Here is a 14,733-nt window from a genome sequence, read left to right on the forward strand (position 1 = left end):
AGCAGCGCGAGGGAAGGGGCGGAGAGAAGAGGCTCAGGGGAAGGGCGCGGGAGAGCGGCGGTATCCGGCTGCTCCGGCCGGATACAAAAAACGGGCCGGTCCGTGGGGGGGGATACGGACCGGCCCGAGGGGGGGGCTTCCACCATAACCCTTCGTGAGTGATGCTGCGTACATCGGCACGGAATAACTACTCTCCGAAGTCGCCCGACAACGCGCGGATGGCCTCGGAGACCCTTTTCCAAGGTCGGATCATGGCCGGAAAACAGCGGATTCCCAGGAAATATCGCGGCATCCGGAGAGATCCAGAGGGACTTGGCGGGTTTCACCCCCCTGCCGAACACCCCCCGAACAGCCCCCGACCACCCCAGGACCATTCGGGTATCGGTCAACCCTGGGGGAGGCTCCGGGCCCGGAGCCTCCCCCAGGGTTGACCCGGTCGCGAACGCCCGCTTGACGCCCTCGCTAACTTCACAGCCATGGCCACGTTCACCACCACTCAGACACCGGAGCCGATTCCGCTGGAGCTCGCGGAGTCGGGACGAGCACGGCGACGCGGGCTGCTGGGCCGGACCGGAATCGAGGGCGCGCTGCTCCTGACGCCCGCGAGTTCGGTTCACACGTTCGGGATGCGGTTCGCGATCGACGTCGCCTATCTCGACGGAAAGGCACGGGTCCGAGCGGTAAGGACCATGCGTCCAGGCCGAGTTGGGCTTCCCCGCCCCTGGGTGCGGTCGGTCCTGGAGGCGGAGGCCGGGGCACTGGAGGGGTGGGGCGTACGCCGGGGTGTACGACTCACGATCCGGGCCGACGGGGCGGCGTTGGAGGACCGCTGAGCAGGCGCGGAGCGACCTCGCGCGAGCGCCGGACAGGGAGGCAGGGCACCGCGCAGGCCCCTCCTCCGCGCGGTGCCGTCCGCGCGACTTTGCTCACGCGAATTACCTTTGCCCAAACCTACGCGACGCCGAGCCGCGCTTGCGAGCAACTGCGATAACGATGCGGAAACCTCGTGAAACCTTTTCGGGCATATGCGCACATGTCTCACAGGTGGCGAGTGTGGCCACATCCCTTGCGCCGAGATCTCGCCAATATTCGGACGGGCGTGAGCGATATCCGGAAGTTTGCAGCTGGTAAGTCATGAGATATCACGTTTCACCCGACTTTCTCGACGGCGTGACGATCGACTCCGCCGAGCGGGAAAGGCCGGCCGGATCAGTTGCATCAGCCTGATCAGCCGGACGGCTTGCGGGCCTCGAAGAGATGGCGGCTGCTGTGTGCCACGAACGGACCCTCGGCCTCGATCCTGTCGTGCAGGGACCGGAGTAGGGGGCGGTAGGCGTCGACAGTGAACCCGGGCACCATCCAGATCACCTTGCGCAGGAAGTGCACGACGGCCGCGATGTCGTAGAACTCCATCCGCAGCCGCTCGGCGCGCAGTTCGACGATCTCCAGCCCGGCGGCTTCCGCGCCGACCCGCTCACGGTCGGGGTGGCGGGCGCTGCGCCGCTCGTCCGGCTGCGGTCCGAGGAAGTGCTCGACGATCTCGTACGCACTGGCGGGCCCGACGTGCTGAGCCAAGTACGTACCCCCTGGCCGCAGGACACGGGCGATCTCGGTCCAGTGCGGGGAGACGGGGTGCCGGCTGACGACCAGGTCGAAGGCCTCGGCGGCGAAGGGAAGTGGCGCGTCGTCCGGCACGGCGACGACCGCCGCGCCGCGCGGGTGGAGCAGGGCGGTGGCCTTGGCGACGTTCGGCGGCCAGCCCTCGGTGGCGACGGTGAGCGGGGGCAGCTTCGGGGCGGTGTTGAGTACCTCGCCGCCTCCGGTGTGCACATCGAGAGCGGCGGACACAGAGGCCAGCCGCTCCCCCATGGCCCGGGCGTATCCCCAGGAGGGCCGCGCCTCGGTGGCCCGGCCGTCGAACCAGGAGAAGTCCCATCCGTCGGTGGGGACGGCGGCACCTTCGGCGAGGAGTTGTTCAAAGGTGAGGGTGGGGGTGTGTACGGGGATGCGTACGGGAGTGGTGGGCTCGGGCGCGGACATGTGGGCGATGTTCGCAAGGAGTTGTCAGTGGCCGCTGATAATTTCCGCCGCACGACGGAAGCAGAACGGAAGAAGAGGTGGTCGGGGACATGCTGTACGCCGATGACGAGACGACGACGCTGCGCGCGAAGCTCGACCAGGAGCGGGACGCGGTGCTGTGGAAGCTGGCGGGCCTGAGCGAGGAGCAGGTCCGTAGGCCGATGACACCGTCGGGGACGAGTCTGCTGGGGCTGGTTAAACATCTGGCGTCGGTCGAGTACGGCTGGCTCGTGGAGACGTTCGGCCGAGAGGTGGAGCCGCTCTGGTTCGACCCGTACACCGAAGAGGACATGATCGCGGGCCCGGACGAGACCACAGCACAGATCACCGACTTCTACGCCCGCGCCCGCGCCGCCGCCGACCGCGTACTGACGGAACTCCCCCTGGACACCCTGGGCAGACCGAGCTGGTGGGACGTCGAGTGCTCGCTGCGCTGGGTCCTGGTCCGCATGACGGCGGAGACGGCACGGCACGCAGGGCACATGGACATCGTGCGGGAGCTGATCGACGGGGCGACGGGAGAGTACGAACCGTCGTAGCTCAGGGCCTGACTGCCTGGTGTGACCTCACGACCTCACGACCTCTCGACGTCGAGGACGAGCATGATGTGCTCGTTTTCGCCGTGACGGACCGTGCCGGTGCGACGGAAGCCGTGCCGTTCGAGGAGGCGGACGGAGCCGGTGTTCCCGGCGAAGGGATCGGCGTGGAGGGGCCGGTTGGTCTCGCGCAGCAGGAACTGCCCGAGGGCGACGCTCCCGATCCCTCTCCCCCAGTACGGCCGCCCGAGCCAGTACCCGATGAAGCGACGGCCACGTCCGCCGACGCCCTGTTGGTCCTGTTGGTCCTCCCACCAGGCGACGATGCTGCCGGCGGGCTCGGTGTCCACGGTGACCGTCTGCGCGAACACGGTGCTGTCGCCGAGGATCCTCGACTTCCAGTGCGCCATGAAGGCGTCCCGCGGCCGGGGCGTGAACCGCGACCGCCGGACGGCTTCGGGATCGTTCTCGTACGCGAGCAGAAACTCCAGGTCGGCTTCCACGACGTCGCGGAGCCGCACGTCGTTGCCGGATCCGCCGTCGGTCGGGTCGCCGGTCACGTTGTCGGTGCCGTTGTCGGTCATGGTGGGGAGTCTGGCAGGAGGCACTGACATCGAGGGGAGAGGCTAGCCGGGCCAGGGGAACCGGGGTCGGTCAGGGGACGAGCGGCCGAACGTCCTCCGCGACGAACCGTACGAAGCCCTCGGGGTCGGGCTCGTCCCCGGTCGGCTGAAGGACGACGGTGTCGGCACCGGCCTCGACGAGCCGTCCCACGGCGTGGGCAACGGCACCGGCGTCCCCGGCGACGCCGAGATCGGGGACGGATGCCACTCCTTCGGCGGCCAGTTCGGCGCGGAGCCGGTCGTCGGCGTCGGCCCCGGTGGCGGCGAGAAGATAGACGACGACCCGGTGGATGTGCCCCGCCGCGTCCGTCCGGCCTGCGGCCACTCGCCCCTCCTCGATCAGTTGCCGTGCCCGACGCACCCCGTCGGGCGCGATACCGCCATGGAGAACGGTCCCGTCGGCGACCTCACCGGCCAACCGCAGCGAACGGGGCCCGGTGGCCCCGGCGAGAAGCGGCTGCCCTGGCTCGGGCGGCCAGTCGAGGCCGACGTCGTCCAGCTTCACGTACCGCCCGTCGACGGTGACCCGTTCGCCGTCGAGCAGTGCGCGCAACGCGAGCAGCTGCTCCCGCAGCAGGGTGAGCGGCGACTCGACCCGCGCCCCGACCTGCCCCATCCAGTCCTGCACACCGTGCCCGAGGCCGAAAAGGGCCCGCCCGGGGAAGAGACGGTGCAGGGTCGCGGCCTCCATGGCGGTGAGGGCGACGTTCCGGAGGGGTACGGGGAGCAGGCCGACGCCGACTCGGACGCGCTCGGTCCAGGCGAGGGCAGCCGCGGCGGCGGAGATCCCCCCTTCACGGAAACAGTCCTCCCAGAGCCACAGTTCCTCGAGCCCGGTGCCGTCGGCGAGTTGGGCGAGGGCGCGCAGTCGCTCGGGCGGGAGTTGGGGGCGGAAGACGACGCCGAGGGTGGTCATGGGGCATTCCTATCGAGCGTGGCTGCGCGGTACAACGCCATTACTGGTGCCGGCCGTCGCTCACTGGCCGTCGCTCACTGGCGGTCGCTGCCGACCCGCTCGTACCGCAGGAGTACGACGCCGTTGCCGAAGGTGCGTGATTCGGCGAGCCGGAGCCGGGTGAGGTGATCGGCCTCGATGAAGAGCGGCCTGCCGCGTCCGATCAGCACTGGATGGACGCACAGATGAAACTCGTCGATGAGGTCGTGCCGCATGAACTCGGCGGCGAGTTCGGCACCGCCGACCCCGAGATCCCCGCCGGGCTGCTCCTTGAGCGCCCGAATGTCCTCCGGGACGACCTCCCGCACGATGGTCGTGTTCCAGTCGGCGTGCTCCAAGGTCCGGGAGAAAACGTACTTCGGAATGTCCCGCCAGATACCGGCGAACTCGACCATGACTTCCGTGAGTTCGGGGCCAGGATCGGTGTCGGCGGTGGGCCAGAAGTCGGCCATGAGCTGATGGGTCACGCGCCCGGAGAGAAGGCCGCCCATGCTCTTGACCCGCTCATTGAAGTAACGGTGAAGCTCGTCGTCGACCAAGCTCCAGTCGATCTCGCGGTTGGGTCCCTCGAAGTATCCGTCGAGGGAGATGGACATCATCAACACGATTTTCCGCACGGCACACACACCTCACCGACTACTGGGCGGCAACTGGGGCTCACGGTACTGACCGAGCCCCGCCCAAGGCGCTGTTGCCACGCGCGCTTTCACGTTGTTAGCGTCGCGGGGCCCGCAAGATCAACTCTCGTACCCTCACGGATCGATGGAGATGAGACAGATGGGATCAAACGAACGCCGCCCATGGGAAGCCGACTTCGGCGCCGGTTTCAGCCGCAGGCTGGGCCAGTCACCGCAGGAGTTGGGGCTGACGAGTGCGACAGAGAGCTGCCCGGACATATGGGAACTCGAAAACGGTGACTTCGCGTTCATAGGCCGAGAGGCGACGGACTCGTACGCCGACCGTCTCCCTGCCGGGGTGTCGGTGGCACACGACGAACGCGTGGTGATCGTTCCCCGCAAGACCCTGCTGTCGGCGAAGAGGGACATCCCGGATGCCTGACACTCCGCTCCCGTCGATCTCCCGCCTGGCGGAACTCCGCGCTTCGGGAACGCCGCTGTCCCGCACGGACTATCTGATCAACTTCAGGGAGGAGTACCCGCGCTGCACCCAGGTCGACAAGCTGGAAGTGCGGCAGACGTTCCGCGAGCCGGGATACGCCCCGTGGGAGGCGGCCCAGGCCGGCGACTGGGCCAAGGCATCGCATCTCGCCGAGGCCGAACGCCCCGCGCTGGCACGCCAGTACGAGGAGGCGACCGCCCGCGGCTGCCGACTCCGCCGCGTACGACTGGTCGAACTCCCGCCGTCCGACTACGTGCTGTGGGAGATGAGTATCCTGCGCCTGCGGGCGGAACTGGGCGAGGAGATCGGCGTCATCACATCAGCTGGTATTACCGCCGATGACCGGCCCGGCTCCGACCGCCGGTCCAGCCTGCAACACCCCCCCCCCAGCGAATATGCCGGAACTGGTCGTCCTCGGGACAACCGCTCTGTACGAGCTGCGGTACACGCTCGAAGGTGACCTCGACGGCGCGGTACGTCACACCGATCCAGAGCTGATCGAGAGCTGCCGCCAGGAAATCGGGCAGCTCCTCGCCGAGAGCGAGGAGCTGCTCACCTTCCACAATCGGGTGACCGCCCCTCTGTTGACCGCTCGCGCGGACCGAAGGCCGGCCGATGAGCGATGAAACTCCGCGGGGCGTACAGCGCCGACGCCGTATCCGGTGGTCGTCCCCCACAGTACGAATCTCGCTCACCGTCCTCGCCCTCATCTCCGCCACGGCTCTCGTCCTCCTCTCCCCCCTCGCCCTGCGAGCCTTCGGCCCGGGCGACCCCCGCTCCGACCGCGACTGGCAGCGCGTCAGCAACATCGCTCAGGCGTACGGCGCCGCGTCCGCACTGATCGCGGGGCTCGCGCTCGCGGGTGTCGGGGCGTCCCTCTTCCTCCAGGCCAAGGAGAGCAAGGCCAACCGCGAGCAGGGGGTACGAACCGCACACACCGAACTCATACGCATGGCGATGACGGACCCTGACCTGATGGCCTGCTGGGGCCGCCTCGACGGCGACGCGTCCGTGACAGCCCGACGCCAACACCTCTACCTGAACCTGGTGTTGTCCCACTGGGAGATGATGTTCGAGCTGGGCACCCTGCCCGAGGAACACCTGCGCCAGGGCGCCGACAGCGTCTTCGGCACGGAACCGGGGCGAGCGTTCTGGGCGGCGAGCGGGGAAGCTCGACGGCTTGCTTCGGGGAGCCGCCGGGGGCGGCGGTTTCATGGGGTGGTGCAGGAGCGGTATGCGGCGGCGGTTGGGGTACGGCGCGGGGGGTGAGCCGAGTGGGCCTCTCACTCACCCGCGATGGCCTGCACCAGAGGCCTGGGCGTCACTTCATCGGTCTGCTTCCGAAGGCTCAGCGGCAAGCGGACCCGGAGCAGGCCGACGCCGTGGACGGTCATTGATCGCTGCCGGTGCCTCGCGGACACTCATACGCAGCCTGCGGGATGCACCCCCGGAGGCAGGGCAGCCGCTCCTCGTGGGCATGAGCAACCCGGCATCCTGAGTTCTACGCCTTCTACGCTCCGACCAACGGAGATTCGAAGCTCGTGAGTTCCGCGATCTGCCGCAGGATTTCGCGGTACTGATCGCGTCTCGCCATCGCCGTCGTGCTCAGCATCAGGATTGCCATGCGTTTGCAGTCCGGGTGCGGGAGATAGGCGTAGATCTGGAGCATTGGGGTCGAGGGGAGGCCGGATTCGGGAGTCGGTGTGCGCAGCGTCTCGCCCATCGACGCCGGACCACTGGGCAGGTCCAAGTACTCAATGTTGGAGTGCTGGTCCGCTGTGGCCACTGCCCGTGCCGCACTCACCGCCCGTGGGGACCAAGCGATGTCTCGCCAGGAAATCGTAAAGAGGGAATGCAGGGTTTCGCCATTGTTTCCCGCCGTGTCGTCACGGTGGACGCCCAGGGCGCAGTGGACTGTACCCACCTCCCGCAGGGCACGCAGGAGCTGCTGCCCCGATGCCAATTGGGCGATGAACTGCTGCCGGGTGACGCCGTCAGGAATGGCCTCGACCAACGGCGCCAGCGCCTGCTGGAGCCGGTCGGCCTCGACAGAGGCGGGTGCGGCAAGAAGAATGTCAATCGGCAGTTCGGTGAAGCCTCCCGGGACGGCGAACCAGATGCCTGCGCTGGGATCACTTGCCGAATCATCAACGATGACGCGATATGTCATTTCCATAAGCCTTTCAAAGGCTTCGTCGGTGTCGGTGATTCAGGTTCGGACAGGAACAATCCCGGCCCGGCGACCGCGTTCGACGTCCTCGGCAGTAGCTCCCCACTCGGCGACGGTAAGACGCCCGCCGTCCGACCCCGTCTGCTGATGAAGGAAGCGGAAGCGGCGCGGCGTCGACCCGTCAGACGTAGGCGCGGCGAGCACCCCGATGAAACGGGGGTCCCCGGCAAGCCATACGGCGCCGATCTGGGCCTTGAGTTCAGGTGTCGCACGAGGTGCCATACGTCGGCTCCACCAGCCGACACCCCAGTGCCGGGCGAACACCATGGGCAATCCCTCCTCCGGCCGGGCCGGGTTCGGGAACTCGAACCAGCCGAACTGTTTGCCGACGACATCGGTCCGGTTGGCGAGGCCGTGTGGGGGCTGATGGGACAGCTGCCATGGATACACGCGCAAGACTCGCCTCATCCGGAAGACGGCGGCAATGATGAAGAGCTGGAGGAAGGCTCGGTAGAAGCTGTACACGATGAATGGCGCGACGACGACCGCATATCCAGGTCCCAGGAAGACAGACAAGACAGCCAGCAGAGCGAACCACGACGCGATCCAGGCAACGAGAGCGACCACATTCATCGCCAGTTGCTTTGCCCAGGCGCGCCGGGTCGGCGAGTAATCCCAGGCGACAGGGGGTTCTGTGGGGTTCATGTAAGTTCTCTCTTACCTTTCGGTTCAGAACGCGTACCGCGCGAGGTCGATCAGCGCGCCGCCGTCCAGGACGCTCCGCACACCGTCAATTCCTGTGCTGCCGTCCCCGACCACGTCGTTGTCCAGTTCATCCACCGCACTGGACACCAGGCCAATGCCAGCAGTCCCGACACCGACCGAAGCCGAGGTGATCTCGACGATCTCGCCGACCCTTGCCGAGTCACGTGCCCCACGCACCACGAGGTTCAGAGCGGGATTCCCGAGGCCCGAGATCGCCTTCGCCTGACTCATCGTTTCACTCCCGAACGCGGTCAGGGCCCTCCCTAGAGTGACCGTCTCCTCGCCGGCTCGCAGGGCGTTCACCGCTCCGCGGGCACCCATCCCCACAGCTCCCACACCTGGAATCATCCCCAAGACGTCGCCGCCAAGACTGACGACGTTGCCCCAGAAGTCGGAGTCGAACTCCCCCTTGGTGAAGCCGTCTTTGAGGGAGGCGAGCACATCGGAGTCGGCCAGCCGCATGGTGAGCGCAGTCGCGCTCAACGCGGCTGCCGCGAGCAGCAGGACGGCTGCGGCCACGCCACCCGTAGCCACGAACAGAGCGATCAGGCCGATGACGCCCGCAGTGAAGCTCAGGATGTCAGGCAGGTTCTCGGCGAACCACTCGCCGAAGTCCTCAAGCCACCCTGGTTCGTGCGGCGCCAGCTTCTTCGTCGCGTCGCGGATCTTGCCGGCGTGGTACCGGGCCTTCTCCTCATGTTCCTCGGCCAGCGCCTTCGCTTTACCGATGACCTTGTCCAGCTCGGCCCGGGCTTCTTCCACCGCGGTGTTCGCACTGGTCAGGCTCTTCTTCGCCTCGTCGTGACGGCTGCCCTTGCCGTCGAGGTCGGGGTCGTCCTTCGCCTTGTCGGCGTGCCCCTTCGCCCTGTCTACGACGTCCTGCGCGTCCTTGGCGTCCTGCTCCAACTTCTTCGCCCGGCGCTGGAAATCGTCGAGTTCCCCCTCCCAGCTGTCGAGTTGCCGAGCGGCTTTGCGAATGGAGTGTGCGGCGTTCTTCAGGTTCAGCGGGAGGGGGCCGCCATCAAGCTGCTCGCGGAAGGCGACGGCAGCGTCGCCCTTCCAGTAGCTGCCGTCCATGAGCTTGGTGACAAGCCCATGCGTCTCTTCCAGGACCTTGGCGCAGTTGGCAAGCTTCTTGTAGAGGTCACGGACCGTGCCAGTGTCACCCGGAGTCGGATTGAATCCGAGATGTGGATAGTCAGGGTTCGGAATGGACGGGGAGGACTTGAGCCCCTGGGGCAAGTTCCCATTCCGAGCAGCTTCCGAGGTGGCATAGGGGGATGGCTCGATACCCGGTACTGCCGTCACTTTTTACCCCCCGACTTGCCACTCCTGGCTTCCTGCAAAGCCTTTTCCAATGCCGTGTCGACCTCTTCGTAGCTGTCCTTGCTCTGACCGATGATCTTGGCAAGGTCCTCGGTCTGCTTACCGATCTCCTCCGTTCCATACTTCCAGTCATCCTGGAAATCCTCGCATGCAGAGTCCAAATCATCCGTGCCGAGACCGGTGACAGTTACGTCACTCAGGGCCTTGTGTAGACCTTCCAACGAGTCGCTTGATTTCTTCAACAACTTCATGAAGTGCGCGAGTTCACCACCGTCGACCGCCAGTCGCTCCGCCATCCGTCCTGCACCTTTCCCAGTTCGCGCCCTTAGGCCCGCGATCACTCTCAGCGGTTGATGGCTTGGATTTCCTGAACGATGACGTCCTGGTCGTTACCGAAGGTTCCATCAGGGAGTCTTGTCGGGGTGGGGTTGCCCGTTCCCGTCCAGGTGATATCCCAAGTGACGGTTACCTGGAGCTTGAACGCGCCGTCGCCGGAGGAGCGGAGGTACTTGACACCGCAGGGCGGGGTGCGGCCGGCTTTGCCCGTGACGTACGGCTCGCCGATCGAGCCGTCGTTGCCGAACGTGCAGTCGCCAGTAGCTGGGTAGGTCTCGGCGTCGGCCGTACCCGGCTCAAGCTTGAGGGAGACGGGCTTCGCCGTGGTGGTGGCCTGGATGTTCAGTGCGCCCACGTTGAGCGCGGCGGTCACTGAGACTTCCTTGAACATCGACTTGTCCAGCCAAGCCCAGGTAGGGAGGTTGACCTTGGTCGTATCAGCAGGGGCCAGGGTTACGTTGGTGGTCGGCAACTGGATCCGGTTGTATGCGAGTTCAGCGAGGACCTGAGGGGTCACCGCATTCTCGACGGGCGGAGTGTCGCCGTTCTCGGCCCAGAAGGGCGGCTGATCGCAACGCTGGGCCTCAGGCTCCATCCAACGGTCCTGATCGCGGACGGCGACCCACCAACTACCTTTGTCCTTCTGGTCAAGGTTGTAGTTCTTGTACTTTCCGTCTTTGTAATCGTTCCGGAACTGCCCGACGGATGCCTTGGCGTAATTGGCTTGGCCGGGCGTGTTCATCGTCGTGTTGTACTCGTCCTCGACCTGCTTCGAAAACTCCTCAGCGGAGCGCGGCTCGTACCAGCAAGCCGGCGGGGTCCAGTTACCCACCGCCGCGAGCGCACCGGACGATCCGCTGTTCCCCTTGGCGGAACCGCTGAAGGTGATCCGGGATGCGAGCGTGTAGCCCTTGCTCGAACCCTCCTGTTTCACGCTGGCCCCTTCATTGCCGCTACCGAGGTCCACGTCGGCGTAGGCGGTAGAGGAGAACAACACACAGGCGGCCACAACACCCGCCAGGACAAGCCGCGTGCGACTGGTCGTTACGGCGTGCATGTGCTGTTCGCCCTCTCGGAGTTGAGCACAGCGGTCTGCCATACACCCTTGTCGCTCTTCTCCAGGCGGGTGGAGTAGAGGAGGTACGACTTGTCAGTGACCGAGGTCTTCGCTGCCTCGCCGGTCGCCTTGTCCTTGACGAATGCCTTGCCCTCGAACGAGCAGTAGGTGAGGGTGGCCTTGCCCTCCGCATAGACGTCAACGCTTGGCTTGAAGAAGCGAGTCTCACCCGTCATGGATTTCTTGGCATCCACGAACTCCTTGACCCACTGGGAGGCTCCTACCAGGGCGGCACCCTTGTAGTAGTAGGCCAGCACCGGTTCGTCAGCATTGCCCTGTGTGATGGCGTAGGCCAGCGCATCAATGCGTCGCGAAGCGTCCGCAAGCACGGCGTCCTTGGCGGCGTCGCCGGTTTCCCAGCCCTCGAAAACATCGGTGACATCGCTGGGCAACGTGACCTTCGGGCGCTGCACTGAACCGGTCGGCGACGGCGACGCCGAAGCCTCGCTCCCGGTGTCCCCTGTGTCGGCTCCAGCGATCTTGTCGTTGCCGGCGGAACTGTCATCGCTTCCGCATGCGGACAGCGACAGCACAGCAGCGGCAGTCAGCGCCATCGCTGCGAGCAGTGTGGGGCGGCGGTTCACAGTCGGCTCCCGGTGGGGCGAGGCTTCTCTTGAGTGAAACAACGCTATCCGTCGCCACGTGGTGACACCAGGTCGAAACCTGTCAACCACTGGGGCGTACGAGATCAAACCACCCAGATATGACGACACTTGCCCCATAACAGTTACATAACGCATCTGCCTGCTCGCCGCACGCTACGGCGAGCAGGCCGTTTCAATGCTGAATCGCAAAGGGCTACAGGGTGAACCCCAGAGCGACGGCGTGCCAGCTCCTCTGCGGTCAGCCGGGCGTGGGCTTACGCCGCGCGCTCGCCGAAAGCCACAGTGTTGCCACCGTCGGCCACTACGTGCAGATCCACTGTGACGTCCAGCGCGCCTGCCAGACGGACCAGAAGGTCAGCAGTGACTGGCAGCATGCCGCCGACCTCCAGAGCATCCACCGCGTCGGCCGTCATTCCGAGGCGCTCACCCAGCGCCGGCTGAGACAGGCCCAGGGATGTGCGCCGGTCGTACACCAGTTGTCCCAGGACAAGCGCCAACCGGATTTCCTCACGCTCGGCGACGACCTCCGGGGGCTCTGTATACCCCTCAACAACGCGCCGCTCCTGAGCCAGCCTCCAGCGGGTGTGATTCACCATTCCTCCCGGAAGTCGCGAGTGAACTCCTCGTGCGCGGGACCGTGTTCCGCCTCGCACAGTAGCTTTGCCTGCTTGGCACGCTTGACCTCCGCTTCCTCCCGCATCCTGGTCTTCCTGAAGACCGTGAGCAGGACGATGCGTCGGCCGGGTGCCAGCCAGTACGTCACCCGGACCGAGTTTCCGTCCAGGATGAAGCGCAACTCGCGCACACCCTCGCCCAGACTACGTGACTGCGGCTCACCGAGCGTGGTCGGCGATAACGCCAGCAGTTCCGCCTTCTCCTCAGCTTGCCGAAAATGACGGGGAGAGAGCGTCTCAAGCCAGACCCTGACTTCTGGTTCCAGTTCGATCGAAAAGAGTGCGGTCACACCCCGAACGTAGGCATCACATTGCGTCGGCATTGCCGCATCTCGCCCCGCTTCACCCATTCGTACACTCCCCTGACACGCCATACGCCCGCGCCCCCGACCTCGGCAACACCGCCCACAAGCGCGTACCGCCACCCGGTTCCCGGGCGGCGTCGAAGCCCCAGTCGCCCTGGCAGGCTCGGACGACGCAGGCCAGTACGCGCAGGGTCGCGCGGCGCCTGGCGTCGCAGGCCGCCGACAGGCGGGGGTGGCTGTGCCTGGGATGGGCGTCGTAGAGGATCACGCGCAGCGCTCCGTCGCGATAGCGGAGCGATACATAGATGTCGTCAGCGGTCGTGAAACGGCACGCGCAGGACGTCAGTTCGCTCACGACCTGAACCGCTGCGTCGGTCGCGTCGTGCAGACCGTGCATGTGCAGCACGGTGCGAGCAGCCGCCCTCGCGATCGCCGCACTCGTCGGCGCGGCGGCCAGGGTGAGGCTGTATGCGAGTTTCTCCGGCCCGGGTGGCGAGATGGGCAGGGGGTCAATGGACAGTGGGCAGGCGGTCGCGGGGGCAAGTGCGGTCATGACAACTCCATTGCGCGAGTGGCGCGTTCGAAGGCGATTCGACGCGCGTTCGGATGCGTACAGCCGGCGGCCTGTCTCCCTGACGCGGACCCACCCCTCCCAGGGAAGGAGATGCGGGCAGGCTCGCGCGATGCACTTCCGACAGTGCGGTAAGTAGCCGCTACGTCACCGAAGGTAGATCCTATGGAGTCACAGTGTCCACACATTCAGAGATAATTACCCCCTACCGAGTGGACCAGGAGAAGCTCGGTGGGCAGACTGTGAGCCATCCAGGGTCAGAAGGGATGGCATGTCGACCAGGACCACGCCTACAGAGCGGCAGAAACGGCTCGGCGCCGAGATGCGCAAAATGCGTCTCGCGGCCGGATGTACGACCGAGTACGCAGCAGGGCTGCTCGGAATCGACCGAACCAGGCTGTCCAACATGGAGTCCGGGATCCGGCCTTTCTCAGCCGACCGAGTCCGCACACTCGCCTGCAACTACGCCTGCACGGAGACCCGTTACATCGACGCGCTCTCAGCCATGGCCGACATGGTCGGCAGCAAGGAACGCGGATGGTGGGAAAAGCACCGAGGCAGCTTGCCTGCCGGTCTGCTGGACATCGCGGAGCTGGAGTGGTTCGCCACCCGTGTTCGTACCGTCCAGGTCATGCACGTACCTGGGCTACTCCAGACCGAGGAGTACGCCCGAGCAGTTTTCGCCGCGGTCCTACCTCCTCTGACCAGGCTGCAGATCGAGTTGCGCGTCGCCCACCGCATGGAGCGGCAACAGGTCTTCGAGCGTTCTGTGACCCTGCCGTATGTCGCTTACGTCCATGAAGCCGCTCTGCGTATGCCCTTCGGTGCCACTGGAGTAACCCGCGAGCAGCTGAAGCAGCTGTGCGCGCGGTCCGAGTGCAAGAACGTCGATGTACGAATCGTTCCGTTCGGCATTGGCGGATTCCCCGGAGCGGGACATGCCCTTTTGTACGCAGACGGGGTAACAGCTCAACTCGACACCGTGCAGCTCGACTCCGCACACGGGCCCGAATTCACCCACGCCGAAGCGCAGCTCAGCAAGTACCGTGTCCACCTCGACTGGATGGACGACGCGGCGCTGCCAGCGGTGGCCTCGCGTGACCTCATCCACCAAATTGCCCGCGAACTTTAGGGGAGAGATCGTGACCGGCATCCACTGGGAAGAGCCCTTCTGCGGGGAAGGCAACAACTGCTTCCGTCTCGGTACCGACGACGACGGCAACGCGTACATAGCTGTCGCCGGACAGGAAGAGCGCTATCTGACGGACAGCCGCGAAGCCCTCCTCGCGCTGGTCCGGGACATCAAGGCCGGAAAGGCTGACCACCTGGTATGACGTCTTGCGGCGATGACCCGATTCCGGCGCGCAGGGTGCGCGTGACCATGCCCAGTGGTCTCGTCTCCGCAGTCAAAGCCCGCGTCGGTCCGCGCGGCTTCGCGGCGTACGTTAACGCCGCCGTGGCTCGGCAGTTGCGATGTGATGCCCTGGAGGAGCTGCTTGAGGGTAAGGACACAGAGGTCGGCTCGACCTCCGCGAAGCCCCAGCCAGGCGTA

The 14,733-nt window shown here is 66.0% G+C and carries 21 protein-coding genes; 8 read left to right on the forward strand and 13 right to left on the reverse strand.

Going from position 1 to position 14,733, the window contains the following annotated elements; translation table 11 throughout:
* Window positions 1-476 precede the first annotated feature (476 nt).
* The gene (locus G3I71_RS17600; RefSeq protein WP_164315728.1) at window positions 477-833 is read left to right on the forward strand and encodes a DUF192 domain-containing protein; all 357 of its coding nucleotides are present in this window, start codon (window positions 477-479) and stop codon (window positions 831-833) included.
* A gap of 394 nt (window positions 834-1,227) precedes the next feature.
* Here the strand turns inward: G3I71_RS17600 and G3I71_RS17605 are convergent, their stop codons facing one another.
* Window positions 1,228-2,040 carry a methyltransferase domain-containing protein gene (locus G3I71_RS17605; protein ID WP_164315729.1) on the reverse strand — a complete coding sequence of 271 codons (813 nt, stop codon included), beginning with the start codon at window positions 2,038-2,040 and terminating at the stop codon, window positions 1,228-1,230.
* 89 nt (window positions 2,041-2,129) lie between these two features.
* On the opposite strand from G3I71_RS17605, the gene G3I71_RS17610 reads away from it, so the two are divergent.
* Entirely contained in the window at window positions 2,130-2,618 is a 489-nt protein-coding gene (locus tag G3I71_RS17610; RefSeq protein WP_164315730.1) for a DinB family protein, read from the forward strand.
* Window positions 2,619-2,653: 35 nt separating this feature from the next.
* Here G3I71_RS17610 and G3I71_RS17615 read toward each other — a convergent pair whose 3' ends face one another.
* The 3 genes from G3I71_RS17615 to G3I71_RS17625 form a co-directional block, all read right to left on the reverse strand.
* Entirely contained in the window at window positions 2,654-3,199 is a 546-nt protein-coding gene (locus tag G3I71_RS17615) for a GNAT family N-acetyltransferase (protein ID WP_203730609.1), read from the reverse strand.
* Between the two features lie 70 nt (window positions 3,200-3,269).
* Window positions 3,270-4,154 carry an LLM class flavin-dependent oxidoreductase gene (locus G3I71_RS17620; RefSeq protein WP_164315732.1) on the reverse strand — a complete coding sequence of 295 codons (885 nt, stop codon included), beginning with the start codon at window positions 4,152-4,154 and terminating at the stop codon, window positions 3,270-3,272.
* 74 nt (window positions 4,155-4,228) lie between these two features.
* Window positions 4,229-4,810 (reverse strand): dihydrofolate reductase family protein, encoded by a 582-nt coding sequence (locus tag G3I71_RS17625; RefSeq protein ID WP_164315733.1) that lies wholly within the window; start codon window positions 4,808-4,810, stop codon window positions 4,229-4,231.
* A 160-nt stretch (window positions 4,811-4,970) separates the two neighbouring features.
* Between G3I71_RS17625 and G3I71_RS17630 the strand changes: the two genes are divergently transcribed.
* From G3I71_RS17630 to G3I71_RS17640, 4 genes are read left to right on the forward strand one after another with little or no spacing between them, the layout of a single operon-like run.
* Window positions 4,971-5,252 carry a hypothetical protein gene (locus tag G3I71_RS17630; RefSeq protein WP_164315734.1) on the forward strand — a complete coding sequence of 94 codons (282 nt, stop codon included), beginning with the start codon at window positions 4,971-4,973 and terminating at the stop codon, window positions 5,250-5,252.
* Window positions 5,245-5,772 (forward strand): DUF6879 family protein, encoded by a 528-nt coding sequence (locus tag G3I71_RS17635; RefSeq protein ID WP_164315735.1) that lies wholly within the window; start codon window positions 5,245-5,247, stop codon window positions 5,770-5,772. The genes G3I71_RS17630 and G3I71_RS17635 overlap by 8 nt, the downstream gene beginning before the upstream one ends.
* Entirely contained in the window at window positions 5,708-5,938 is a 231-nt protein-coding gene (locus G3I71_RS52925) for a DUF6879 family protein (RefSeq protein ID WP_369335570.1), read from the forward strand. Before G3I71_RS17635 ends, G3I71_RS52925 begins: the two co-directional genes overlap by 65 nt.
* Entirely contained in the window at window positions 5,928-6,581 is a 654-nt protein-coding gene (locus G3I71_RS17640; RefSeq protein ID WP_164315736.1) for a DUF6082 family protein, read from the forward strand. Before G3I71_RS52925 ends, G3I71_RS17640 begins: the two co-directional genes overlap by 11 nt.
* Window positions 6,582-6,822: 241 nt before the next feature.
* Here the strand turns inward: G3I71_RS17640 and G3I71_RS17645 are convergent, their stop codons facing one another.
* The 9 genes from G3I71_RS17645 to G3I71_RS17685 form a co-directional block, all read right to left on the reverse strand.
* The gene (locus G3I71_RS17645) at window positions 6,823-7,482 is read right to left on the reverse strand and encodes a hypothetical protein (protein ID WP_164315737.1); all 660 of its coding nucleotides are present in this window, start codon (window positions 7,480-7,482) and stop codon (window positions 6,823-6,825) included.
* Window positions 7,483-7,521: 39 nt separating this feature from the next.
* On the reverse strand, window positions 7,522-8,187 hold the full coding sequence (locus G3I71_RS17650; RefSeq protein WP_164315738.1) for a DUF1129 domain-containing protein: 666 nt from the start codon (window positions 8,185-8,187) through the stop codon (window positions 7,522-7,524).
* A gap of 24 nt (window positions 8,188-8,211) precedes the next feature.
* The gene (locus G3I71_RS17655) at window positions 8,212-9,555 is read right to left on the reverse strand and encodes a putative T7SS-secreted protein (protein WP_164315739.1); all 1,344 of its coding nucleotides are present in this window, start codon (window positions 9,553-9,555) and stop codon (window positions 8,212-8,214) included.
* On the reverse strand, window positions 9,552-9,869 hold the full coding sequence (locus G3I71_RS17660) for a hypothetical protein (protein WP_164315740.1): 318 nt from the start codon (window positions 9,867-9,869) through the stop codon (window positions 9,552-9,554). Before G3I71_RS17660 ends, G3I71_RS17655 begins: the two co-directional genes overlap by 4 nt.
* Window positions 9,870-9,916: 47 nt before the next feature.
* Window positions 9,917-10,966 (reverse strand): hypothetical protein, encoded by a 1,050-nt coding sequence (locus G3I71_RS17665; RefSeq protein ID WP_203730611.1) that lies wholly within the window; start codon window positions 10,964-10,966, stop codon window positions 9,917-9,919.
* Entirely contained in the window at window positions 10,954-11,610 is a 657-nt protein-coding gene (locus tag G3I71_RS17670) for a hypothetical protein (protein WP_343242989.1), read from the reverse strand. Before G3I71_RS17670 ends, G3I71_RS17665 begins: the two co-directional genes overlap by 13 nt.
* Window positions 11,611-11,885: 275 nt before the next feature.
* Window positions 11,886-12,227, reverse strand: a complete 342-nt coding sequence (locus G3I71_RS17675) for a helix-turn-helix domain-containing protein (RefSeq protein ID WP_203730613.1) — start codon at window positions 12,225-12,227, stop codon at window positions 11,886-11,888.
* Window positions 12,221-12,595, reverse strand: coding sequence for a type II toxin-antitoxin system RelE/ParE family toxin (locus G3I71_RS17680; protein ID WP_164315741.1), 375 nt, complete (start codon window positions 12,593-12,595; stop codon window positions 12,221-12,223). Before G3I71_RS17680 ends, G3I71_RS17675 begins: the two co-directional genes overlap by 7 nt.
* Window positions 12,596-12,647: 52 nt before the next feature.
* Window positions 12,648-13,163, reverse strand: coding sequence for an ATP-binding protein (locus G3I71_RS17685; RefSeq protein ID WP_164315742.1), 516 nt, complete (start codon window positions 13,161-13,163; stop codon window positions 12,648-12,650).
* 289 nt (window positions 13,164-13,452) lie between these two features.
* Here G3I71_RS17685 and G3I71_RS17690 point away from each other — a divergent pair, with 289 nt between their 5' ends.
* A complete protein-coding gene (locus G3I71_RS17690; protein WP_164315743.1) occupies window positions 13,453-14,313 on the forward strand; it encodes a helix-turn-helix transcriptional regulator in 861 nt (286 codons plus the stop codon).
* Between the two features lie 10 nt (window positions 14,314-14,323).
* Window positions 14,324-14,515 carry a hypothetical protein gene (locus tag G3I71_RS17695; protein ID WP_164315744.1) on the forward strand — a complete coding sequence of 64 codons (192 nt, stop codon included), beginning with the start codon at window positions 14,324-14,326 and terminating at the stop codon, window positions 14,513-14,515.
* Window positions 14,516-14,733 lie beyond the last annotated feature (218 nt).

It is taken from the genome of Streptomyces sp. SID12501, from assembly GCF_010550245.1.
Taxonomy (GTDB): domain Bacteria; phylum Actinomycetota; class Actinomycetes; order Streptomycetales; family Streptomycetaceae; genus Streptomyces.

What these genes read in the sequence shown, in the direction of transcription:
- G3I71_RS17605 (WP_164315729.1), bottom strand. Translation starts at nt 2,040, where the DNA reads ATGTCCGCGCCCGAGCCCACCACTCCCGTACGCATCCCCGTACACACC.
- G3I71_RS17685 (WP_164315742.1), bottom strand. Translation starts at nt 13,163, where the DNA reads ATGACCGCACTTGCCCCCGCGACCGCCTGCCCACTGTCCATTGACCCC.
- G3I71_RS17600 (WP_164315728.1), top strand. Translation starts at nt 477, where the DNA reads ATGGCCACGTTCACCACCACTCAGACACCGGAGCCGATTCCGCTGGAG.
- G3I71_RS52925 (WP_369335570.1), top strand. Translation starts at nt 5,708, where the DNA reads ATGCCGGAACTGGTCGTCCTCGGGACAACCGCTCTGTACGAGCTGCGG.
- G3I71_RS17675 (WP_203730613.1), bottom strand. Translation starts at nt 12,227, where the DNA reads ATGGTGAATCACACCCGCTGGAGGCTGGCTCAGGAGCGGCGCGTTGTT.
- G3I71_RS17640 (WP_164315736.1), top strand. Translation starts at nt 5,928, where the DNA reads ATGAGCGATGAAACTCCGCGGGGCGTACAGCGCCGACGCCGTATCCGG.
- G3I71_RS17615 (WP_203730609.1), bottom strand. Translation starts at nt 3,199, where the DNA reads ATGACCGACAACGGCACCGACAACGTGACCGGCGACCCGACCGACGGC.
- G3I71_RS17630 (WP_164315734.1), top strand. Translation starts at nt 4,971, where the DNA reads ATGGGATCAAACGAACGCCGCCCATGGGAAGCCGACTTCGGCGCCGGT.
- G3I71_RS17620 (WP_164315732.1), bottom strand. Translation starts at nt 4,154, where the DNA reads ATGACCACCCTCGGCGTCGTCTTCCGCCCCCAACTCCCGCCCGAGCGA.
- G3I71_RS17660 (WP_164315740.1), bottom strand. Translation starts at nt 9,869, where the DNA reads ATGGCGGAGCGACTGGCGGTCGACGGTGGTGAACTCGCGCACTTCATG.
- G3I71_RS17665 (WP_203730611.1), bottom strand. Translation starts at nt 10,966, where the DNA reads ATGCACGCCGTAACGACCAGTCGCACGCGGCTTGTCCTGGCGGGTGTT.
- G3I71_RS17610 (WP_164315730.1), top strand. Translation starts at nt 2,130, where the DNA reads ATGCTGTACGCCGATGACGAGACGACGACGCTGCGCGCGAAGCTCGAC.
- G3I71_RS17635 (WP_164315735.1), top strand. Translation starts at nt 5,245, where the DNA reads ATGCCTGACACTCCGCTCCCGTCGATCTCCCGCCTGGCGGAACTCCGC.
- G3I71_RS17645 (WP_164315737.1), bottom strand. Translation starts at nt 7,482, where the DNA reads ATGACATATCGCGTCATCGTTGATGATTCGGCAAGTGATCCCAGCGCA.
- G3I71_RS17650 (WP_164315738.1), bottom strand. Translation starts at nt 8,187, where the DNA reads ATGAACCCCACAGAACCCCCTGTCGCCTGGGATTACTCGCCGACCCGG.
- G3I71_RS17690 (WP_164315743.1), top strand. Translation starts at nt 13,453, where the DNA reads ATGTCGACCAGGACCACGCCTACAGAGCGGCAGAAACGGCTCGGCGCC.